This is a genomic window from Rhodoferax ferrireducens (assembly GCF_003347515.1).
Lineage (GTDB): Bacteria > Pseudomonadota > Gammaproteobacteria > Burkholderiales > Burkholderiaceae_C > Rhodoferax.
This window is the reverse complement of sequence record NZ_QEII01000236.1, coordinates 129,557-145,763: the sequence shown is the minus strand read 5'-3', so window position 1 is coordinate 145,763 and position 16,207 is coordinate 129,557. Positions and strand designations below refer to the sequence as shown.

Annotated in this window: 17 protein-coding genes and 1 tRNA gene; 10 read left to right on the top strand and 8 right to left on the bottom strand. The window is 59.7% G+C overall.

Translation table 11 applies throughout. The annotated features are described in order from the left end of the window. Position 1 precedes the first annotated feature (1 nt). Together hemA and prfA are read left to right on the top strand one after the other, a co-directional pair. Positions 2 to 1,261, top strand: coding sequence for a glutamyl-tRNA reductase (gene hemA, locus C5P05_RS06390; RefSeq protein ID WP_114969014.1), 1,260 nt, complete (start codon positions 2 to 4; stop codon positions 1,259 to 1,261). A gap of 184 nt (positions 1,262 to 1,445) precedes the next feature. Further along, positions 1,446 to 2,543 (top strand): peptide chain release factor 1, encoded by a 1,098-nt coding sequence (prfA, locus tag C5P05_RS06385; protein WP_114969013.1) that lies wholly within the window; start codon positions 1,446 to 1,448, stop codon positions 2,541 to 2,543. Between the two features lie 14 nt (positions 2,544 to 2,557). Here the strand turns inward: prfA and C5P05_RS06380 are convergent, their stop codons facing one another. Then, positions 2,558 to 2,800 (bottom strand): hypothetical protein, encoded by a 243-nt coding sequence (locus C5P05_RS06380; protein WP_114969012.1) that lies wholly within the window; start codon positions 2,798 to 2,800, stop codon positions 2,558 to 2,560. Positions 2,801 to 2,881: 81 nt separating this feature from the next. Here C5P05_RS06380 and prmC point away from each other — a divergent pair, with 81 nt between their 5' ends. Both prmC and C5P05_RS06370 read left to right on the top strand, forming a co-directional pair. Further along, positions 2,882 to 3,730: a peptide chain release factor N(5)-glutamine methyltransferase gene (prmC, locus tag C5P05_RS06375; protein ID WP_114969011.1), complete on the top strand. Its 849-nt coding sequence runs from the start codon at positions 2,882 to 2,884 to the stop codon at positions 3,728 to 3,730. 107 nt (positions 3,731 to 3,837) lie between these two features. Further along, on the top strand, positions 3,838 to 5,874 hold the full coding sequence (locus tag C5P05_RS06370) for a GumC family protein (protein ID WP_114969010.1): 2,037 nt from the start codon (positions 3,838 to 3,840) through the stop codon (positions 5,872 to 5,874). 29 nt (positions 5,875 to 5,903) lie between these two features. Here the strand turns inward: C5P05_RS06370 and C5P05_RS06365 are convergent, their stop codons facing one another. Next, positions 5,904 to 6,380, bottom strand: a complete 477-nt coding sequence (locus tag C5P05_RS06365) for an FKBP-type peptidyl-prolyl cis-trans isomerase (RefSeq protein WP_114969009.1) — start codon at positions 6,378 to 6,380, stop codon at positions 5,904 to 5,906. 254 nt (positions 6,381 to 6,634) lie between these two features. Between C5P05_RS06365 and grxD the strand changes: the two genes are divergently transcribed. Both grxD and C5P05_RS06355 read left to right on the top strand, forming a co-directional pair. Next, positions 6,635 to 6,958, top strand: coding sequence for a Grx4 family monothiol glutaredoxin (gene grxD, locus C5P05_RS06360; protein WP_114969008.1), 324 nt, complete (start codon positions 6,635 to 6,637; stop codon positions 6,956 to 6,958). 207 nt (positions 6,959 to 7,165) lie between these two features. Beyond that, positions 7,166 to 8,161 (top strand): AAA family ATPase, encoded by a 996-nt coding sequence (locus C5P05_RS06355; RefSeq protein WP_114969007.1) that lies wholly within the window; start codon positions 7,166 to 7,168, stop codon positions 8,159 to 8,161. Between the two features lie 30 nt (positions 8,162 to 8,191). Here the strand turns inward: C5P05_RS06355 and C5P05_RS06350 are convergent, their stop codons facing one another. Continuing rightward, entirely contained in the window at positions 8,192 to 8,836 is a 645-nt protein-coding gene (locus tag C5P05_RS06350) for a lytic transglycosylase domain-containing protein (protein WP_114969006.1), read from the bottom strand. After that, on the bottom strand, positions 8,833 to 10,575 hold the full coding sequence (locus C5P05_RS06345) for a proline--tRNA ligase (RefSeq protein ID WP_114969005.1): 1,743 nt from the start codon (positions 10,573 to 10,575) through the stop codon (positions 8,833 to 8,835). Before C5P05_RS06345 ends, C5P05_RS06350 begins: the two co-directional genes overlap by 4 nt. 93 nt (positions 10,576 to 10,668) lie before the next feature. On the opposite strand from C5P05_RS06345, the gene C5P05_RS06340 reads away from it, so the two are divergent. After that, positions 10,669 to 11,310 carry an RNA pyrophosphohydrolase gene (locus tag C5P05_RS06340; RefSeq protein WP_114969004.1) on the top strand — a complete coding sequence of 214 codons (642 nt, stop codon included), beginning with the start codon at positions 10,669 to 10,671 and terminating at the stop codon, positions 11,308 to 11,310. A 25-nt stretch (positions 11,311 to 11,335) separates the two neighbouring features. After that, complete coding sequence (locus tag C5P05_RS06335) at positions 11,336 to 11,803, top strand: CNP1-like family protein (RefSeq protein ID WP_232834370.1); 468 nt, start codon at positions 11,336 to 11,338, stop codon at positions 11,801 to 11,803. Positions 11,804 to 11,836: 33 nt separating this feature from the next. Here the strand turns inward: C5P05_RS06335 and proB are convergent, their stop codons facing one another. The 4 genes from proB to rplU form a co-directional block, all read right to left on the bottom strand. Further along, positions 11,837 to 12,973 carry a glutamate 5-kinase gene (gene proB / locus C5P05_RS06330; protein ID WP_114969002.1) on the bottom strand — a complete coding sequence of 379 codons (1,137 nt, stop codon included), beginning with the start codon at positions 12,971 to 12,973 and terminating at the stop codon, positions 11,837 to 11,839. Between the two features lie 61 nt (positions 12,974 to 13,034). Continuing rightward, positions 13,035 to 14,102 carry an Obg family GTPase CgtA gene (cgtA, locus tag C5P05_RS06325; protein ID WP_114969001.1) on the bottom strand — a complete coding sequence of 356 codons (1,068 nt, stop codon included), beginning with the start codon at positions 14,100 to 14,102 and terminating at the stop codon, positions 13,035 to 13,037. A gap of 172 nt (positions 14,103 to 14,274) precedes the next feature. Continuing rightward, the gene (rpmA, locus tag C5P05_RS06320) at positions 14,275 to 14,532 is read right to left on the bottom strand and encodes a 50S ribosomal protein L27 (protein ID WP_114969000.1); all 258 of its coding nucleotides are present in this window, start codon (positions 14,530 to 14,532) and stop codon (positions 14,275 to 14,277) included. Between the two features lie 12 nt (positions 14,533 to 14,544). After that, positions 14,545 to 14,856, bottom strand: coding sequence for a 50S ribosomal protein L21 (gene rplU / locus C5P05_RS06315; protein WP_114968999.1), 312 nt, complete (start codon positions 14,854 to 14,856; stop codon positions 14,545 to 14,547). A 182-nt stretch (positions 14,857 to 15,038) separates the two neighbouring features. Here rplU and C5P05_RS06310 point away from each other — a divergent pair, with 182 nt between their 5' ends. Next, positions 15,039 to 15,989 carry a polyprenyl synthetase family protein gene (locus C5P05_RS06310; RefSeq protein WP_114968998.1) on the top strand — a complete coding sequence of 317 codons (951 nt, stop codon included), beginning with the start codon at positions 15,039 to 15,041 and terminating at the stop codon, positions 15,987 to 15,989. A gap of 28 nt (positions 15,990 to 16,017) precedes the next feature. Next, positions 16,018 to 16,094 (top strand) — tRNA-Pro (locus C5P05_RS06305). Positions 16,095 to 16,207 lie beyond the last annotated feature (113 nt).

Sequence of the window (16,207 nt, the reverse complement as noted above, 5' to 3'; positions counted from 1 at the left end):
TATGGCAGTCTGGGCTTTAGGCATCAATCACACGACCGCACCGCTCGATTTGCGCGGTCGTTTTGCGTTCGCGCTCGATCAAATCGAGCCGACTTTGCGCGGTTTGCGCGAGTCGCTCTCCCGCCAGCCGGAGGCGGCGCTGATCTCCACCTGCAACCGTACCGAGATCTATTGTGCCGGTGACAAACCCGAGCTGGAGCACACGCTGGACTGGCTGGCCCACTCGGGCGGCGTCTCCCCGGCCCTGTTGCGCTCCCATTCCTACACACTGCAGGATGGTTTTGCCGCACGCCACGCCTTTCGCGTCGCCAGCGGCCTGGACTCGATGGTGCTGGGCGAGCCGCAGATTCTGGGCCAGCTCAAGGATGCCGTAAGGGCCGCCGAAGCCGCGGGCTCTCTGGGCACCACGCTCAGCCAGTTGTTCCAGCGCTCGTTTGCCGTCGCCAAGGAAGTGCGCACCTCGACCGAGATAGGCGCCCACTCCATCAGCATGGCCGCCGCCGCCGTGCGCCTGGCCGGACAGTTGTTTGAAGACCTGGGTGAGGTGAAAATCTTGTTCGTGGGTGCCGGCGAGATGATTGAGCTCTGCGCCACCCATTTCTGCGCCAAGAACCCCAAAGCCGTCGCCATTGCCAATCGCACACTGGAACGCGGCGAAAAGCTGGCCAGCCGCTTTGGCGGTGAGGTCATGCGCCTGGCTGATCTGCCGGAGCGCCTGCATGAGTTTGACGCCGTTGTGAGTTGCACCGCCAGCACGCTGCCCATCATTGGGCTGGGTGCCGTGGAGCGGGCTTTGAAACGCCGCAAGCACCGCCCCATGTTCATGGTGGATCTGGCCGTGCCGCGCGACATTGAGCCCGAAGTCAAGGCGCTGGAAGACGTGTACCTGTACACCGTGGACGACCTGGCCGGTGTGGTGCAAACCGCGCAAGCCAGCCGACAGGCGGCCGTCGCCCAGGCCGAAGCCATTGTGGATGCGGGCGTGCAAAGCTTTATGCACTGGGTCGACCAGCGCGGCTCGGTGCCCTTGATTCAACAACTGAACGCCCAGGCCGACCAGTGGCGCGCCGCCGAACTGGCACGCGCCCGCAAGCTGCTGGCCAAAGGCGAGGATGTCGATGCCGTGCTCGAAGCCCTCTCCAAAGGGTTGACGCAAAAGATGCTGCATGGCGCCATGGCCGAGTTGCATGCCGGCGACGCCACGGCACGGGAGCGCGCCAGCACCGCTATTCAGCACTTCTTTTTGCGCAAAGAACGTTAGCGACGCTGTCCTGACGCAACCCTTCGTCATCGCGAGCTCCGCGCGGCAATCCAATCCTGTCTCGTCATTGCGAGCGAAGCGTGGCAATCCATGACTCCTAGATTGCCACGCTTCGCTCGCAATGACGGTCAAAAAGGCCAATCCTGCAACCTTAATCTCCCTGTCCCGCATCGTCTGATCACTCATGAAACCATTCCTCCGTCAACAACTCGCACGCTATGCCGACCGCTTGGGCGAGCTTGAATTCCTGCTCTCGCGCGAAGACATCATGAAGGACATGAAGCAGTTCCTGGTACTGTCGCGCGAGCACACCGAAGTCTCCGCGGTGGCGACCCGCTGGGCGCGCTATACCCAGCGCGAGGCCGATCTGGCCGCGGCGCAGGAGATGCTTAAAAGTGCTTCAGACGACGCCGACATGACCGAGATGGCGCAAGAAGAGATCGACAGCGCCACCGCCGAACTGCAGCAACTGGAAGGCGAGCTGCAGCGCATGCTGCTGCCCAAAGACCCGGACGACGCACGCAACGCCTTCATGGAAATCCGCGCCGGCACCGGCGGCGACGAATCGGCCCTGTTTGCCGGCGATCTGGCGCGCATGTACACGCGCTACTGCGAACGCCGCGGCTGGAAAACCGAGATCATCAGCGAATCCTCCAGCGAACTGGGCGGCTACAAGGAGGTGGTAATCCGCATTGAGGGTGACAACGTGTACGGCGCCCTCAAGTTCGAATCCGGCGGCCACCGCGTGCAGCGCGTGCCGGCCACCGAGACGCAGGGACGCATCCACACCAGCGCCTGCACGGTGGCGGTGTTGGCCGAGCCGGATGAGGCGGTGGCGATCCAGATCAACCCGGCGGACCTGCGCATCGACACCTACCGCGCCAGCGGCGCCGGCGGCCAGCACATCAACAAAACCGACTCGGCGGTGCGCATCACGCACATCCCGACCGGCATAGTGGCCGAATGCCAGGAAGGCCGCAGCCAGCACGGCAACAAGGCCCAGGCGCTCAAAGTGCTGACCGCCCGCATCCATGAAAAAGACCGCTCCGAGCGTGCCGCCAAAGACGCCGCCGAGCGCAAGGGCCTGATCGGCACGGGCGACCGCAGCGACCGCATCCGCACCTATAACTTCCCGCAGGGTCGCCTGACCGACCACCGCATCAACCTCACGCTGTACAAGCTGCTCTACATCATGGAAGGTGACTTGGACGACGTGGTCCAGGCGCTGCAGGCCTACGAGGCAGCGGAGCAACTGGCGGCACTGGAAGTGGGCGCGACATGAACGCCGCCCCGGTCTCAGACCGCCAAGGTGTAGACCTCGGCCATCGCCCGCTCAATCCCGCTGTGTCCCGCCAGCGCCCGGTCCCATTCAGGGTCAGCGGCGCTGGCCGTCGGCATAAGGCCGTCAATCGTTGCCACCACCTCTTCGGTCGAGGCGTCCATGTCCATCACCGGGGCACGCTCCGCATTGAACAGCCGCGCCACCATGGGTCCCCCCGAGTCGATCACGATCAGGTACTTGACTGGTGCGCTGTGCATGTTGACCCCTAAGCCTTGGTTGGTTCAGGCTGACAGCATACGGCCAAAAGGTGCTCATCTGCACACAACAGGGGTATCAGAATGAACAGACCGGCAAAGCCAGCGCTGTGCGTGTCGCAGGCTATCGCGGCCGCCATCGCCGGCGGGCTGGACCGGCTGGACGCGCAACTGCTTTTGCTGCGCGCGCTCGGCAAGAACGCCCATGAGCGCGCCTGGCTGCACGCGCACGACACCGACATGCTGGGGCCAACAGTGCAAGCCGCGTTTGACGCCAACGTGCAGCGCCGCGCTGCAGGCGAACCGCTGGCCTATATCACCGGTCACAAGGAGTTTTTTGGCCTGGACCTGCGGGTCGACGCCCGGGTGCTGGTGCCCCGGCCCGACACCGAGACACTGGTGGAGTGGGCGCTGGCGGTGCTCCCGGCGGCGCCCAACTTGAGCGTGCTCGACCTCGGCACCGGCAGCGGCGCCATTGCGCTGGCACTCAAGGCAACGCGGCCGGATCTGCAACTGAGCGCCATCGACTACAGCGAGGACGCGCTGGCGGTCGCACGCGCCAACGCGCAACGCCTCCATCTCGATGTGCAGTTCCTGCAGGGTTCATGGCTGAACGGCGTGCAAGCGCGTTTTCAGGTCATCGTCTCCAACCCGCCCTACATTGCCGCGCAAGACCAGCACCTGCGCGCCCTCACCCACGAACCCCTGCAGGCGCTAGCGTCCGGCCCGGACGGTCTGGATGACATCCGCCGCATCATCACCCAGGCCCCGGCCCATTTGCATCCGGGCGGTTGGCTGCTGCTGGAGCATGGTTTTGACCAGGCCGCAGCAGTACGTGGCTTGCTGACGGCTGCCGGCTTCTGCGACGTCCAGTCCCGGAATGACTTGAGCGGCATTGAGCGCTGCAGCGGTGGGCACCTGCCGCAGGTCTGACTGGCGCGCGTGGTCGCGCCAATCCAGCATTTGGTAACAACTTTCTTCCGGCTTGCATTGATCATTTTCAATTCGACTGCCTGAATGATCCGCTCCAATCAACGCCTATGAGCGATCAGTCAGTCCCCTTGCAGCGGGTGTTTCCGAATGAATTCGGAACACGGCACGCTGGTTACGCCAACGCGAATGTCGAACCCACGCCACGCAGCAGGGCGATGCGACATCGGATATTTATTTTCTCCGGCGTGTTCGTGCTGTGCCTGCTGGTGAGCCTGAGTTACACCTTCCTGCGCAGTCCCATCTTCATGGCCAATGCACGGGTGCTGGTCACACCGGCCGAACGGGTGGCGCTCCGCGACACACCCGCCGTCCCGGATGCCAAACCCGACTTTCTAAGTGAAGTGCAGATACTCACCAGCCGCCCGCTACTTGAAAAAGTCGTCAAGAAGCTGCAGGAACTCGGCCATTTGAAGGGTCTGGATGCCGATCCCATCATGACGGTGCAAAACATGCTGACGGTAACGCCGGTTGAAGGTACGCAGATGGTGCAGCTGCAGGCGCAGGGTCCTGAGCAAGCTTTGGTGGCGCGGCTGATCAATACATTGATCGAAACCTACCGCGACGAGCAGGCAGCAACGGGCAACGCAGCCTCCCAGGCCCAGTTGCTTGAAACCCGCCAAGCGCTTCAGGTCATAGAAGCCAACGTGGCGGAGAAGAAAAAAAATCTGGAAGCCTACAGATTGCAGTCCAACATCGTGTCCAGCGAGCGCGACGAGAACCAGACCCTGTCGCGGCTGCGAGGACTGAGCACATCCCTGAGCACCGCCACCGATCGTGAAGCCATCGCCGCCGGCCGGGTCCGGGCCATTGAACAGGCCATCGCAGAAGGCAAACGCACGCCACAGGCCAAAGACAATCCCACGGTCGCCAATATCGAGGCTCGCCTGTCCCAGGCCCGGGAAGAATGGCGCGCTCTGGAGCGCCAGTTCACCCCGCAGTACATGGACATGGACGCCCCTTCCAAGGCTCTCAAGACCAGAATTTCCAACCTGGAGCTGCAACTGGACGGCGAACGGCAGAAAAGCCAGCAAATGGGCTTGGCCGAGGCGCGCGAAGACCTCGCCAGCGTGCGCGCCGCGACCCAGCGCCTGCAACAACAACTCGCGGACGACAAACAGAGCGTGCAGGTCTTCAGCCGCCGTTTTAGTGAATACCAGGGCATGCAGGAGGAGATGAAAGGTCTGGAGGAAATGCGCCAGAACGCCAAAAAGAAGCTGCTCGCCATGGAGTCCAGTGAAACAGCACGCCGGCCGCGCATTCTGGTGGTGGAACCGGCGGTGACGCCCGATGGAGCTTGGCGCCCCTTGTACTGGCGCGACGCCGGCATCAGCCTGGCCGCCTCCCTCGCGCTGGGTTTTCTGGCGGTCTGGTTCGTGGAATTTTTCAACCGGAAGGAAATTCAGCCCCCTGGCCCCTCGACTGTGATCCTGCCCCAGCCGTGGATGGCGATCGCCCAGCCCATCGGACCAGCGCTTGGCGCAGGGTCAGCTTCAAGTCCGCCGCTGCCGGGCGGTCAGGACACCCGACTTTTGGGCAATCCCTTGCCGCGCGAGCTGCGCTCCGACGAAGTCGAAAAATTACTGGCGTCCGCGGCGCCCGAGAATCTGGCCATCCTGGCCTGCCTGCTGTGCGGCTTGAGCGCCGATGAGGTGGTGTCTTTGCGGCGCCAGCATGTGGATACCGCAACAGACACGCTACAGGTGCCGGGAGAATCCAGCCGCGCGCTGCCCTTGCCAGCCCAATTGCTTGCACTGACGGCGCACCGGCACGCGGGCTCGCCGGACACACCCTTGTTTCTAAAGGCAAAGGATCGCGCTTTGGACGCCGAGGACATCCATTCTGTCGTGACCTCCAGCGCCTATGACGCCGAACTAGAACACCCTCAATCCATCACCCCGGTCGCACTGCGCCACACGTATGTGGCGTTTCTGGTGCGCCAGGGGCTGCGCTTCAGCGAGCTTGTTCATCTGGTCGGCCGGCTGAGCGCAGAGACTTTCAACATGCTGGCGCCGCTGGCTCCTGATGCCCAACGGGTGTCCGTCGACAGCGTGGAACGCCTGCTGCCAGCCTTGCGCACGCGCTAGCCTTCTCGCGGACTCAGGGTTACCAAACTTCAGTGGTGGTGACCATGCTCACCGTGCACATGGCGGTGCGCAATTTCCTCTTCGGTCGCCGGGCGAACCGACACGACCGTGACGCCAAAACGCAAGGCTTTGCCGGCCAAAGGGTGGTTGCCGTCCAGCATGACCGTGTCGCCCTTGATCTTCATCACGGTGAACACATGCGCATGCCCGTCCTCGCCCTGGCCCTGCAGCTGCCCGCCCACTTTCACGCCGGGCGGGAACTGGGTCTTGGGAATGGTCTGCACCAGACTCTCATCGCGCAGGCCGAAGGCATCCTGCGGCTGCAGTTCCAGCGTGGTCTGGAAGCCCGGCATTTGGCCTTCCAGCGCAGCCTCAACCTTGGGGAAGGTGTTGTCGTAGCCGCCATGCAGGTAAACCATGGGCTCCTGGCTTTCCTCCAGGACTTTTCCCAAGGTGTCGGCCACCTTGTAGCGCAAGGTGACGGCGGTGTCTTTTTCGATCTTCATAGGTGTGCTTGAGTTGCAAATGTAATTGTCAGGCTGCCATTTTCGCGCATTGCCGGATGGAGCGGAAAATCCCAAGAGGGGCGAAAGATTCACCTTTTATATGCAAAATAGGCCTCTAGCCCCCATCGAATAAGCGTAGTAAGCTATATATAAAATAGCAATCAATTTCAATCCCTTCTCGGTGCGGGGTTACCTGCGGCGCGGCGCGGGCGAAGGTGAAATAATTGCGCCATCTATTTACGAGGACTATTGACATGAGCGACACACAACAACGCATTGACGAACTGGTGAAATCCAACGAAGTGGTCCTTTTCATGAAGGGCAACGCCAGTTTTCCCCAGTGCGGTTTTTCGGGCCGCGCCATCCAGATTTTGAAAGCCTGTGGCGTGGACCCCAAGGCGCTGAAGACCGTCAATGTGCTGGAAGATGACGAAATTCGCGCCGGCATCAAGGACTACAGCCAGTGGCCAACAATCCCCCAGCTCTACGTCAAGGGTGAGTTCATTGGCGGCTCGGACATCATGATGGAAATGTACGAAAACGGTGAGTTGCAGCAGGCCTTGACGGCCAAATCCTGAAGTAGCCGCCGGGCCAATCCCGGTTCCATGTGTGCAGGCCAGTGACTGGATACGCATGCAACAAAAAAGCCACCGCGAGGTGGCTTTTTTGTTATTCAACCGAACAATGTCACTTTTTGGTGCCCTAATTGCGTTAATAGCAGGCACAACTTGTGCTTGAATGGGGTTGTGGTTGTTGCTTGGAAAGTTACTACTCAGGAGTCCATCATGGAATCTCGCAGTCTTGTTCCCCAGTCTTCACCGTTTCACCTGCCGGTGGCGCAAATGCGCCGTGTGTTCCAGCCCGACGAGGTCGAGCGCAAGCTGGCCAAGCTGCAAGACCACGAGCACGACAGCCTGCGCGCCACCTACCAGCGCATGCTGGAACGCGGGCCCCAGCGCTTTCAGGTCAAACCCTCGGGCGTACCCGACATGGCGGGCCTGTATCACACCCTGCCCAACTTCACTGAGGTGCTGGACGACGTCAAACGCCATGTCGCCCTGGCCCAGGACTGCCGCGACGGGCTGGAGGTCACGCCCATCTTGTTGCTCGGCCCGCCCGGTATTGGCAAAACCCACTTTGCCAAAAAGCTGGCCGACCTGCTCGGCACCGGCATGAGTCTGGTGCCCATGAGTTCCATGACGGCCGGCTGGCTGCTGTCGGGCTCGTCGTCGCAATGGAAAGGGGCCAAACCGGGCAAAGTGTTTGAGGCCCTGGTGGACGGCGAATATGCCAATCCGGTGATCGTGGTGGACGAGATTGACAAGGCCAGCGCCGACGCGCAGTACGACCCGCTGGGCGCCTTGTACAGCCTGCTGGAGCACGATACGGCGCAGAGCTTTACCGACGAGTTTGCCGAGGTTGCCATTGACGCCAGCCAGGTGATCTGGATCACCACAGCCAACGACGAACGCGCCATCCCGGAGCCGATTTTGAACCGCATGAATGTGTTTGTGGTGGAGCCACCATCCCAGGATGCAGCACGCCAGATTGCCCGCAATCTGTACCAGACCATTCGCAACGAACATGGCTGGGGCGCGCGTTTTGCACCCGAACCGAACGACGACGTGCTTGACCAGTTGTGCGAGATGGCGCCACGGGAGATGCGCCGGGCCTTGATGACCGGCTTTGGCAACGCCCAGCTGGAACGGCGCGATGAGATCGGCGTGGCCGACCTGCCCAAGGCGGGCCTCAAAAAAGGGCAGATCGGTTTTCTGCAATAAGGCCCTTCACGGAGGGCCAAGCCTTGGCCTTCAGGCCGTGGGATATTCCCACAGCCTTTTCGCGCCCAGCACCGCGTTCGGGTACGGGGCTCTGCCGCGCGAACCGTTGTAGCGTCCCAGCGCCAGGAAGACATCGCCTCGTTCACGGTCCAGGTAGTGGCGCAGGATCACGCAGCCAAAACGCAGATTGGTCTGCATATGAAACAGTTTGCCGGCGTCACCATCGCCCAGCACCCGCGTCCAGAACGGCATGATCTGCATGTAACCGCGGGCACCCACGCTAGAAACGGCAAATTTGCGGAAATTGCTTTCCACTTGCACCAGCCCCAACACCATCGCCGGGTCCAGGCCCGCGCGCCGGCTTTCGTACCAGAGGGTTTGAAGAAACTCCTTGCGCACGTTCCATTCCGGCTTCTTCTTGCGCAGACGATCGCTCATGCCGCCCAGCCAGCGCAGATATTTGAGGCGGGACTCGGTATCGGAGAACTCCGGCACCGGCGGTGCATGGTTGGAAATGGCCGAACTCAAGGCGGTGCGCACCGAGTCCATCAGCGGCTCTTCCATCTGGCGCCCGGCGGCGGCCTGCTCTTGGGCTGATAGCAGGCCAATCCCTGAAATCAGGGATATCAGGCTGATTCGCCTGGAAACCAGGGTGGCCGCCAGCGGCAAGGTCATGCTGTCAGGCGGGACTGGATCAGGCCGAAAATTTCTGTCACAGCCACATTGGTCGCCGCCGCATCGCGGCGATGCTGGTATTCGACCTGTCCGTCTTTCAGCCCCCGGTCACCCAGGGTCACGCGGTGCGGCACACCAATCAGTTCCCAATCGGCAAACATTGCGCCGGGACGCTCACCCCGGTCATCCAGAATCACATCCACACCGGCAGCGATCAAATCAGCATACAACTTGTCGGCCGCCACTTTGACATCGGGGAAACGATCCGGGCTGATCGGACACAGTACAACGGTAAATGGCGCCAACGCGTCGGGCCAGATGATGCCGCGCTCGTCGTGGTTTTGCTCAATCGCGGCTGCGGGCAGGCGGGTGATACCAATGCCGTAACAGCCCATTTCCATGAAACTCGGTTTGCCGTTCACGTCCAGGAAAGTGGCATTCATCGCCTGGCTGTATTTGGTGCCGAGGTAAAACACATGGCCGACCTCGATGCCACGCTCAATCGCCAGCACACCTTGCCCGTCGGGCGATGCGTCGCCGGCCACGACATTGCGCAGATCGGCCACGAGTGTGGGTTCGGGCAGGTCGCGCCCCCAGTTGACGCCAGTGATGTGGAAGTCGGGCTCGTTGGCGCCACAAATCCAGTCGCTCATGGCAGCCACATCTCGGTCGACCACGATATTGACTGGTTTCTGCAAGCCGATGGGACCCAAGTAGCCGGGCTTGCAACCAAAATGATCTTCAATTTCGGCCAGCGTGGCGAAACGGGAATCGGCCAGTCCCGCCAACTTGCCCACTTTGACTTCATTCATGTCGTGATCGCCACGCAGCAAGAGAAGCCACACCTGGGTTTTGACGATCTCGCCTTCTTTGCTGAGCGTGTCTGTCGCCAGTACCAGTGACTTGACCGTTGTTTGCAGCGGCACGTCCAACAACTCGGCCACGTCGGCACAGGTACTTTTGCCCGGCGTAGCAGTTTTCACCATGGCTTGCATCGGAGCGGGTCGTGGTCCAGCAGGTGCCAGCGCCTCCGCCTTTTCCATATTGGCTGCGTAATCACTGGTGGGGCAATACACGATGGCATCTTCGCCGGTGGCGGCAATCACCTGGAATTCTTCGCTCAGGTCGCCGCCAATCGCACCGCTGTCCGCCGCCACGGCCCGGTAGGTCAAGCCAAAACGATCGAAAATCTTGCGGTAAGCCTGCGCCATCACCTGGTAGCTGGCCTTGGCTGAAGCTTGATCTCGGTCAAAACTGTAGGCATCTTTCATGATGAATTCACGGCCACGCATCAGACCAAAACGTGGCCGGCGTTCGTCACGGAACTTGGTCTGGATCTGGTAGAAGTTTTTCGGCAGCTGTTTGTAGCTCTTGATCTCCTGGCGTGCGATGTCAGTCACCACCTCTTCGCTCGTCGGCTGGACCACGAAATCCCGACCGTGGCGGTCCTTGATGCGCAGCATCTCGGGGCCCATGGTCTCGAACCGACCGGTCTCAGCCCAGAGTTCGGCAGGTTGCACCACCGGCATACTCAGCTCCACTGCACCGGCCCGGTTCATCTCTTCGCGCACGATGGCCTCCACTTTGCGCACCACGCGCAAGCCCATGGGCATGAGGCTGTAGATGCCGGCGCCGAGCTTTTTGATCATGCCGGCACGCATCATCAGCTTGTGACTGACCACCTCCGCGTCCGCAGGCGCTTCCTTGAGGGTGGAAATAAAGAATTGGGAGGCTTTCATGGCAGATATCCGGGAAGAAACTGAGGGCTACGCCCCTTGCTGCACAGCGCGTGCTGTGCATAATGGACACAGTTTAAAAATTGGGGTTTGATTATGCTTGACCGGGACGGCTTTAGGCCCAACGTCGGCATCGTCCTGCTCAACCAGAAAAACCAGGTGTTCTGGGGCAAGCGAATTCGTACACACTCATGGCAGTTTCCGCAGGGTGGCATTGACCGGGGTGAAACCCCCGAGCAAGCCATGGTGCGCGAACTGCACGAGGAAGTCGGGCTCTATCGTGAGCATATTCGCATTGTGGCCCGCACCCGAGACTGGTTGCGCTACGAGGTGCCGGACAGATACATTCGCCGCGATGCGCGCGGCCATTACAAAGGCCAGAAACAAATCTGGTTCTTGCTTCAACTGGTGGGTCACGACTGGGATTTGAACCTGCGTGCTACGGACCATCCCGAATTCGACGCCTGGCGCTGGAATGATTACTGGGTGCCGCTGGATGCGGTGGTTGAGTTCAAACGCGGCGTTTACGAAACGGCGCTGACTGAACTGGCGCGCTACCTGCCGCGCAACGAGCACCGCAACCGATTCCTGCGCCAAGGCATGCGCCCGCACGACCAGGATGGGGCGTTTGACGCCCTGCCAGGTGCCAATTTCGAGTTGCCACCCGGCGGCTCATTCGAGCCGGATCCACATACCGGCTCTTTTCCGGTCATGACCGAGAAGTCGAATGAAGTTTAAAAAGAGAATTTTCTGGCTTGGCCTGATGCTGATGGCACTGGGTGCGTCTGCGCAGGTGGTGACGGACCCTGATTGGAAGGAAACCGAAACACCTCTGCCGCCGGCATTTAACAAAGACCGGCTGATTTCGATTGAGATGCCGAAATATGTCTCCCTGCGCTTTGGTGTCGATCCGGCCACCTTGACCATTACACCTGACGGCATCGTCCGTTATGTGGTGGTCGCGTCAAATGCAACAGGGTCGATCAATGCCATGTACGAGGGAATTCGCTGCGCCACCGGGGAGTTCAAGACCTATGCCCGTTACACCGCCAGCGGGCAATGGTCTTCGGTGCAAAATCCGCAATGGCAAGGACTCGACGACAACTTGCCATCAAAGCATGCCATGGCGCTCGCTCGGCAAGGGGTTTGTGAAGGTCGCTCGACGTCAGCCAGTTCGGCGACGGCCATCGTTCACGCGCTGCAGAACTCGGGTCACGCGCAGTCCCGTTAAGGACTGGCGTGAGGCCTTGGTGCGACTTGGAACTTACCGGGTCAGAACCAAGTTGTCCCGGTGCACCATTTCGGGCTCAGCCACGTAGCCCAACAGTTTCTCAATTTCGGTGGAGGCCTTGCGGCAGATGAGCCGTGCCTCGGCGCTGGCGTAATTGGCCAGCCCGCGCGCCATCTCGGCACCCAAGACGTCACGGATCGCGATCACATCACCCCGTGAAAAATCCCCGTCCACAGCCGTCATGCCGATAGGCAATAGACTTTTCCCGTCATCACGCAACTTGTCAACGGCGCCGGCATCGACTGTGACGGAGCCCCGCAGTTGCAGATGATCGGCAATCCACTGTTTGCGTGCCTGCGTTTTCTGCGTCTGTGCAACCAGCAATGTGCCAATCGACTCACCTTCGGTCAATCGGACCAAAACGTCAGGCTCGCGCCCCCAGGCGATCACGGTGGAGGCACCCGATCCGGCTGCCCGCTTGGCCGCCAGAATTTTGGTAATCATGCCGCCGCGCCCCAGACTCGATCCAGCGCCACCGGCCATGGCCTCAAGCGCCGGGTCACCGGCCTTGGCTTCATGGACAAACGATGCCGACGTATCCTTGCGTGGATCAGCCGTGAACAGCCCTTTTTGGTCCGTCAGGATGACCAAGGCATCCGCTTCCACCAAGTTGGCCACCAGCGCACCCAATGTGTCGTTGTCACCAAACTTGATTTCGTCATTCACCACCGTATCGTTTTCATTGATCACCGGCACAACGCCCAGCTTGAGCAAAGTCAGCAAGGTGGAACGCGCGTTGAGATAGCGCTCCCGATCAGCCAGATCAGCGTGGGTCAGCAGCACCTGCGCGCTGCCCAAGCCGTTTTCACGCAAGTTGGTCTCGTATGCATGTGCCAGTCCCATCTGGCCGACCGCAGCAGCGGCTTGCAGTTCATGGATTTCGTGCGGCCGACTGGTCCAGCCCAAGCGCTTCATACCTTCGGCAATGGCACCGCTGGACACCATGATGACTTCGCGCCCACCACGCACCAGAAGGGACATCTGGCGGCACCATTCGCCAATCGCCGTCTCGTCCAGCCCGCGCCCCTCATTGGTCACCAGGCTGGAGCCCACTTTAACGACGATGCGCCGGGCATCACGCAGCACGAACGAAGCTGTTTCTATTGTCATTTTGGCCTGTAGCGCCCGTCAGTCAAGCGCAAATAGCTATATAAATAATAGCACTCTCGCCTTATTCGGGATTCACCGCAAAACGCGGATCTATGACCTCAGGCGTCTGCTCGGCTTTTTGTTGTGCCTTCACGTGCTGGTAGATGATTTTGATCAGGGACTCACAACCTTCACGTGTGAGTGCCGAAATCTCAAACACCGGCCCTTTGAACTTGAGGCGTTTGACAAAGTCCTTCACGAGTGCTGCGCGCTGTTCAAGCGGGACCATGTCCAGCTTGTTGAGAACCAGCCAACGGGGCTTGTTATAGAGCGCCGGATCGTATTTCTTCAACTCATTCACAATCGCTTTGGCTTGCGCGACGGTATCAACGGCCTCGTCAAAAGGGGCCATGTCTATGACATGCAGCAACAGCCGCGTGCGCTGCAAATGGCGCAAGAACAGATGGCCCAGGCCCGCGCCCTCGGATGCACCTTCGATCAATCCCGGCAAATCCGCCACCACAAAGCTCTGCTCCGGCCCCACCCGCACGACGCCCAAGTTGGGGTGCAAGGTGGTGAACGGGTAGTCGGCGATACGGGGACGCGCATTGGAGATGGCGGAGATCAACGTGGATTTGCCCGCATTGGGCATGCCCAGCAAGCCGACATCGGCCAACACCTTGAGTTCAAGCTTGAGTTCGCGCTTTTCACCCGGCCAACCCGGGGTTTTTTGCCGCGGCGCGCGGTTGATGGCGCTCTTGAAACGCATATTGCCAAAACCACCGTCGCCCCCTTTGGCAATGGTGATGACCTCACCGGGTGTAATCAACTCGAACAATACTTCGCCGGTTTCAGCATCCGAGATGATGGTGCCCACTGGCATCTTCAGGATGATGTCATCACCCGCAGCCCCGAACATGTCAGAGCCCATACCATGTTCGCCGCGCTTGGCGTCATGCCGGCGGGAAAAACGGTAGTCCACAAGGGTATTCAGATTGGGGTCCGCTACGGCAAATACATGACCACCACGACCACCGTCGCCACCATTAGGCCCCCCGAACTCTTTGTATTTTTCATGCCGAAACGAGACGCAGCCAGCGCCGCCGTCTCCTGCAGAGACGTCAATATAGGCTTCATCAACGAATTTCATGATTTCATTCCATTTCTACTTCAATGCGCCAAGTGGTTGGCCCGTCCGGCCTTGTCGAAACACTGCCAGCGACGGTTTGCCTAATCTCGCATTGAACTAAAAACGGAATCAGGCTTTATAAACGAAAAACCCCGCGCAGCGCGCAGGGTCTCAATTGGGAGTTCCCTGCAAATTATGCCGAGATAACGCTCACCGTCTGCTTGTTCAATGCACCTTTGGTGGTGAACAATACATTGCCGTTTACCAGTGCAAACAGCGTGTGATCCTTGCCGATGCCGACATTGGTTCCGGGATGGAACTTGGTACCACGTTGGCGAACAATGATGGCGCCTGCGCCGATCAACTCACCACCGAACTTCTTCACACCGAGCATTTTGGGCTTCGAATCGCGCCCGTTTCGCGTAGAGCCGCCGCCTTTTTTCTGTGCCATGACCCGTACCTCTTAAGCCACAATCGCACCAATCAGCAGTTCAGTGAACTGTTGACGATGACCTTGACGTTTCTGGTAATGCTTACGACGACGCATTTTAAAAATGCTGACCTTGTCGTGCTTACCGTGAGCCAATACTGTGACACTCACGGTTGCGCCGGACACCAAGGGAGTACCCACTTTCAGATCTGCGCCGTTGCCGACCGCCAGAACCTCGTTGAACACAATCTCTTGGCCTACGTCCGCAGCAATCTGTTCTACTTTAATTTTTTCGCCGGCTGCAACCCGATATTGCTTGCCGCCGGTTTTTATGACCGCGTACATGTTGACCTCTTCAATTTAGCTCCGGGAACGAATTTTCTCAGAGCCATAAATTATAGCGCAGCGTTGTATAAACAGCAATCGAGGCCATTCCGATCAGGTTTGAGTGCATTCAGCTTTCTATAATCCGCGCATACAACTGGTCATTTGTCTTGCAAGTTATTCCATCCAGCCCCGCTTCTTCCATGTCGATCATCACGCACGATATGCGTGAGGTCGATCAAGTCATTGCCCTGCGATTGAACTCCGGAGTGCCGCTGATCGGCCAAGTGTCGCGTTACATCATCGCAGCCGGAGGCAAGCGTTTGAGGCCAGCCCTGCTGCTACTGACCAGCGGCGCACTAGGCTATCGTGGCGAACAGCGCTTCAATTTGGCCGCAGTCGTGGAGTTCATTCACACCGCGACCCTGTTGCACGACGACGTGGTCGACGACTCTGCCTTGCGACGGGGCAATCCCACAGCCAACGAAACTTTCGGCAACCCTGCCAGTGTGCTGGTCGGCGACTTCTTATATTCTCGGGCCTTTCAGATGATGGTCGACGCCCAAAACATGCGCGTGATGCAAGTTCTTGCCGATGCCACCAACGTCATCGCCGAAGGCGAAGTGTTGCAGTTGATGAACATGCACAACGCATCATTGGACGAAGCAGGTTACCTTCAGGTCATCCGCTCCAAAACCGCAAAATTATTTGAAGCCAGCGCCAGGGTTGGCGCGATTCTCGCTGGCAGCTCACCCGAGATGGAAGACGCTTGCGCCGTTTATGGCCAGGCACTCGGCACCGCCTTCCAGGTCATTGATGATCTGCTTGACTACACGGGCGATGCCGATGTCATGGGAAAAAATCTGGGCGACGACTTGCGCGAAGGCAAAACCACGCTGCCGCTGATTGCGGCGATGCAACGAGGCACTGCCGGCCAGAAGACCGTTATCCGAGAAGCGATTGAGACCGGAGATGTATCAATGCTGGATCAAGTAGTCAACATCGTGAAAACAACGGGTGCACTGGACGTTGCTCGCCTGGCGGCGATGCAGGAGGCGCAACGAGCCAGCGCCGCCGCCGGACGACTTCCGGCGGGGCCGCATACCGAGTGTTTGATACAATTGTCAACTCAGCTGCTTGAGCGCCAGTATTGACACTGCGTGCGACGGGCGACAGAAATATCGGAATGTGGCGCAGCCTGGTAGCGCACTTCGTTCGGGACGAAGGGGTCGGAGGTTCGAATCCTCTCATTCCGACCATAAATTATCCCTTCTCAAACAACGTCCTTGCAGCCGGACGCTGCACCTTTAAATTTTTATCGACTAGCAATCGATGATGATTCGATAAGGCCCCTCCCGACGTAGTACATTCT

What these genes read in the sequence shown, in the direction of transcription:
- hemA (WP_114969014.1), top strand. Translation starts at nt 2, where the DNA reads ATGGCAGTCTGGGCTTTAGGCATCAATCACACGACCGCACCGCTCGAT.
- prfA (WP_114969013.1), top strand. Translation starts at nt 1,446, where the DNA reads ATGAAACCATTCCTCCGTCAACAACTCGCACGCTATGCCGACCGCTTG.
- C5P05_RS06380 (WP_114969012.1), bottom strand. Translation starts at nt 2,800, where the DNA reads ATGCACAGCGCACCAGTCAAGTACCTGATCGTGATCGACTCGGGGGGA.
- prmC (WP_114969011.1), top strand. Translation starts at nt 2,882, where the DNA reads ATGAACAGACCGGCAAAGCCAGCGCTGTGCGTGTCGCAGGCTATCGCG.
- C5P05_RS06370 (WP_114969010.1), top strand. Translation starts at nt 3,838, where the DNA reads ATGAGCGATCAGTCAGTCCCCTTGCAGCGGGTGTTTCCGAATGAATTC.
- C5P05_RS06365 (WP_114969009.1), bottom strand. Translation starts at nt 6,380, where the DNA reads ATGAAGATCGAAAAAGACACCGCCGTCACCTTGCGCTACAAGGTGGCC.
- grxD (WP_114969008.1), top strand. Translation starts at nt 6,635, where the DNA reads ATGAGCGACACACAACAACGCATTGACGAACTGGTGAAATCCAACGAA.
- C5P05_RS06355 (WP_114969007.1), top strand. Translation starts at nt 7,166, where the DNA reads ATGGAATCTCGCAGTCTTGTTCCCCAGTCTTCACCGTTTCACCTGCCG.
- C5P05_RS06350 (WP_114969006.1), bottom strand. Translation starts at nt 8,836, where the DNA reads ATGACCTTGCCGCTGGCGGCCACCCTGGTTTCCAGGCGAATCAGCCTG.
- C5P05_RS06345 (WP_114969005.1), bottom strand. Translation starts at nt 10,575, where the DNA reads ATGAAAGCCTCCCAATTCTTTATTTCCACCCTCAAGGAAGCGCCTGCG.
- C5P05_RS06340 (WP_114969004.1), top strand. Translation starts at nt 10,669, where the DNA reads ATGCTTGACCGGGACGGCTTTAGGCCCAACGTCGGCATCGTCCTGCTC.
- C5P05_RS06335 (WP_232834370.1), top strand. Translation starts at nt 11,336, where the DNA reads ATGCTGATGGCACTGGGTGCGTCTGCGCAGGTGGTGACGGACCCTGAT.
- proB (WP_114969002.1), bottom strand. Translation starts at nt 12,973, where the DNA reads ATGACAATAGAAACAGCTTCGTTCGTGCTGCGTGATGCCCGGCGCATC.
- cgtA (WP_114969001.1), bottom strand. Translation starts at nt 14,102, where the DNA reads ATGAAATTCGTTGATGAAGCCTATATTGACGTCTCTGCAGGAGACGGC.
- rpmA (WP_114969000.1), bottom strand. Translation starts at nt 14,532, where the DNA reads ATGGCACAGAAAAAAGGCGGCGGCTCTACGCGAAACGGGCGCGATTCG.
- rplU (WP_114968999.1), bottom strand. Translation starts at nt 14,856, where the DNA reads ATGTACGCGGTCATAAAAACCGGCGGCAAGCAATATCGGGTTGCAGCC.
- C5P05_RS06310 (WP_114968998.1), top strand. Translation starts at nt 15,039, where the DNA reads ATGTCGATCATCACGCACGATATGCGTGAGGTCGATCAAGTCATTGCC.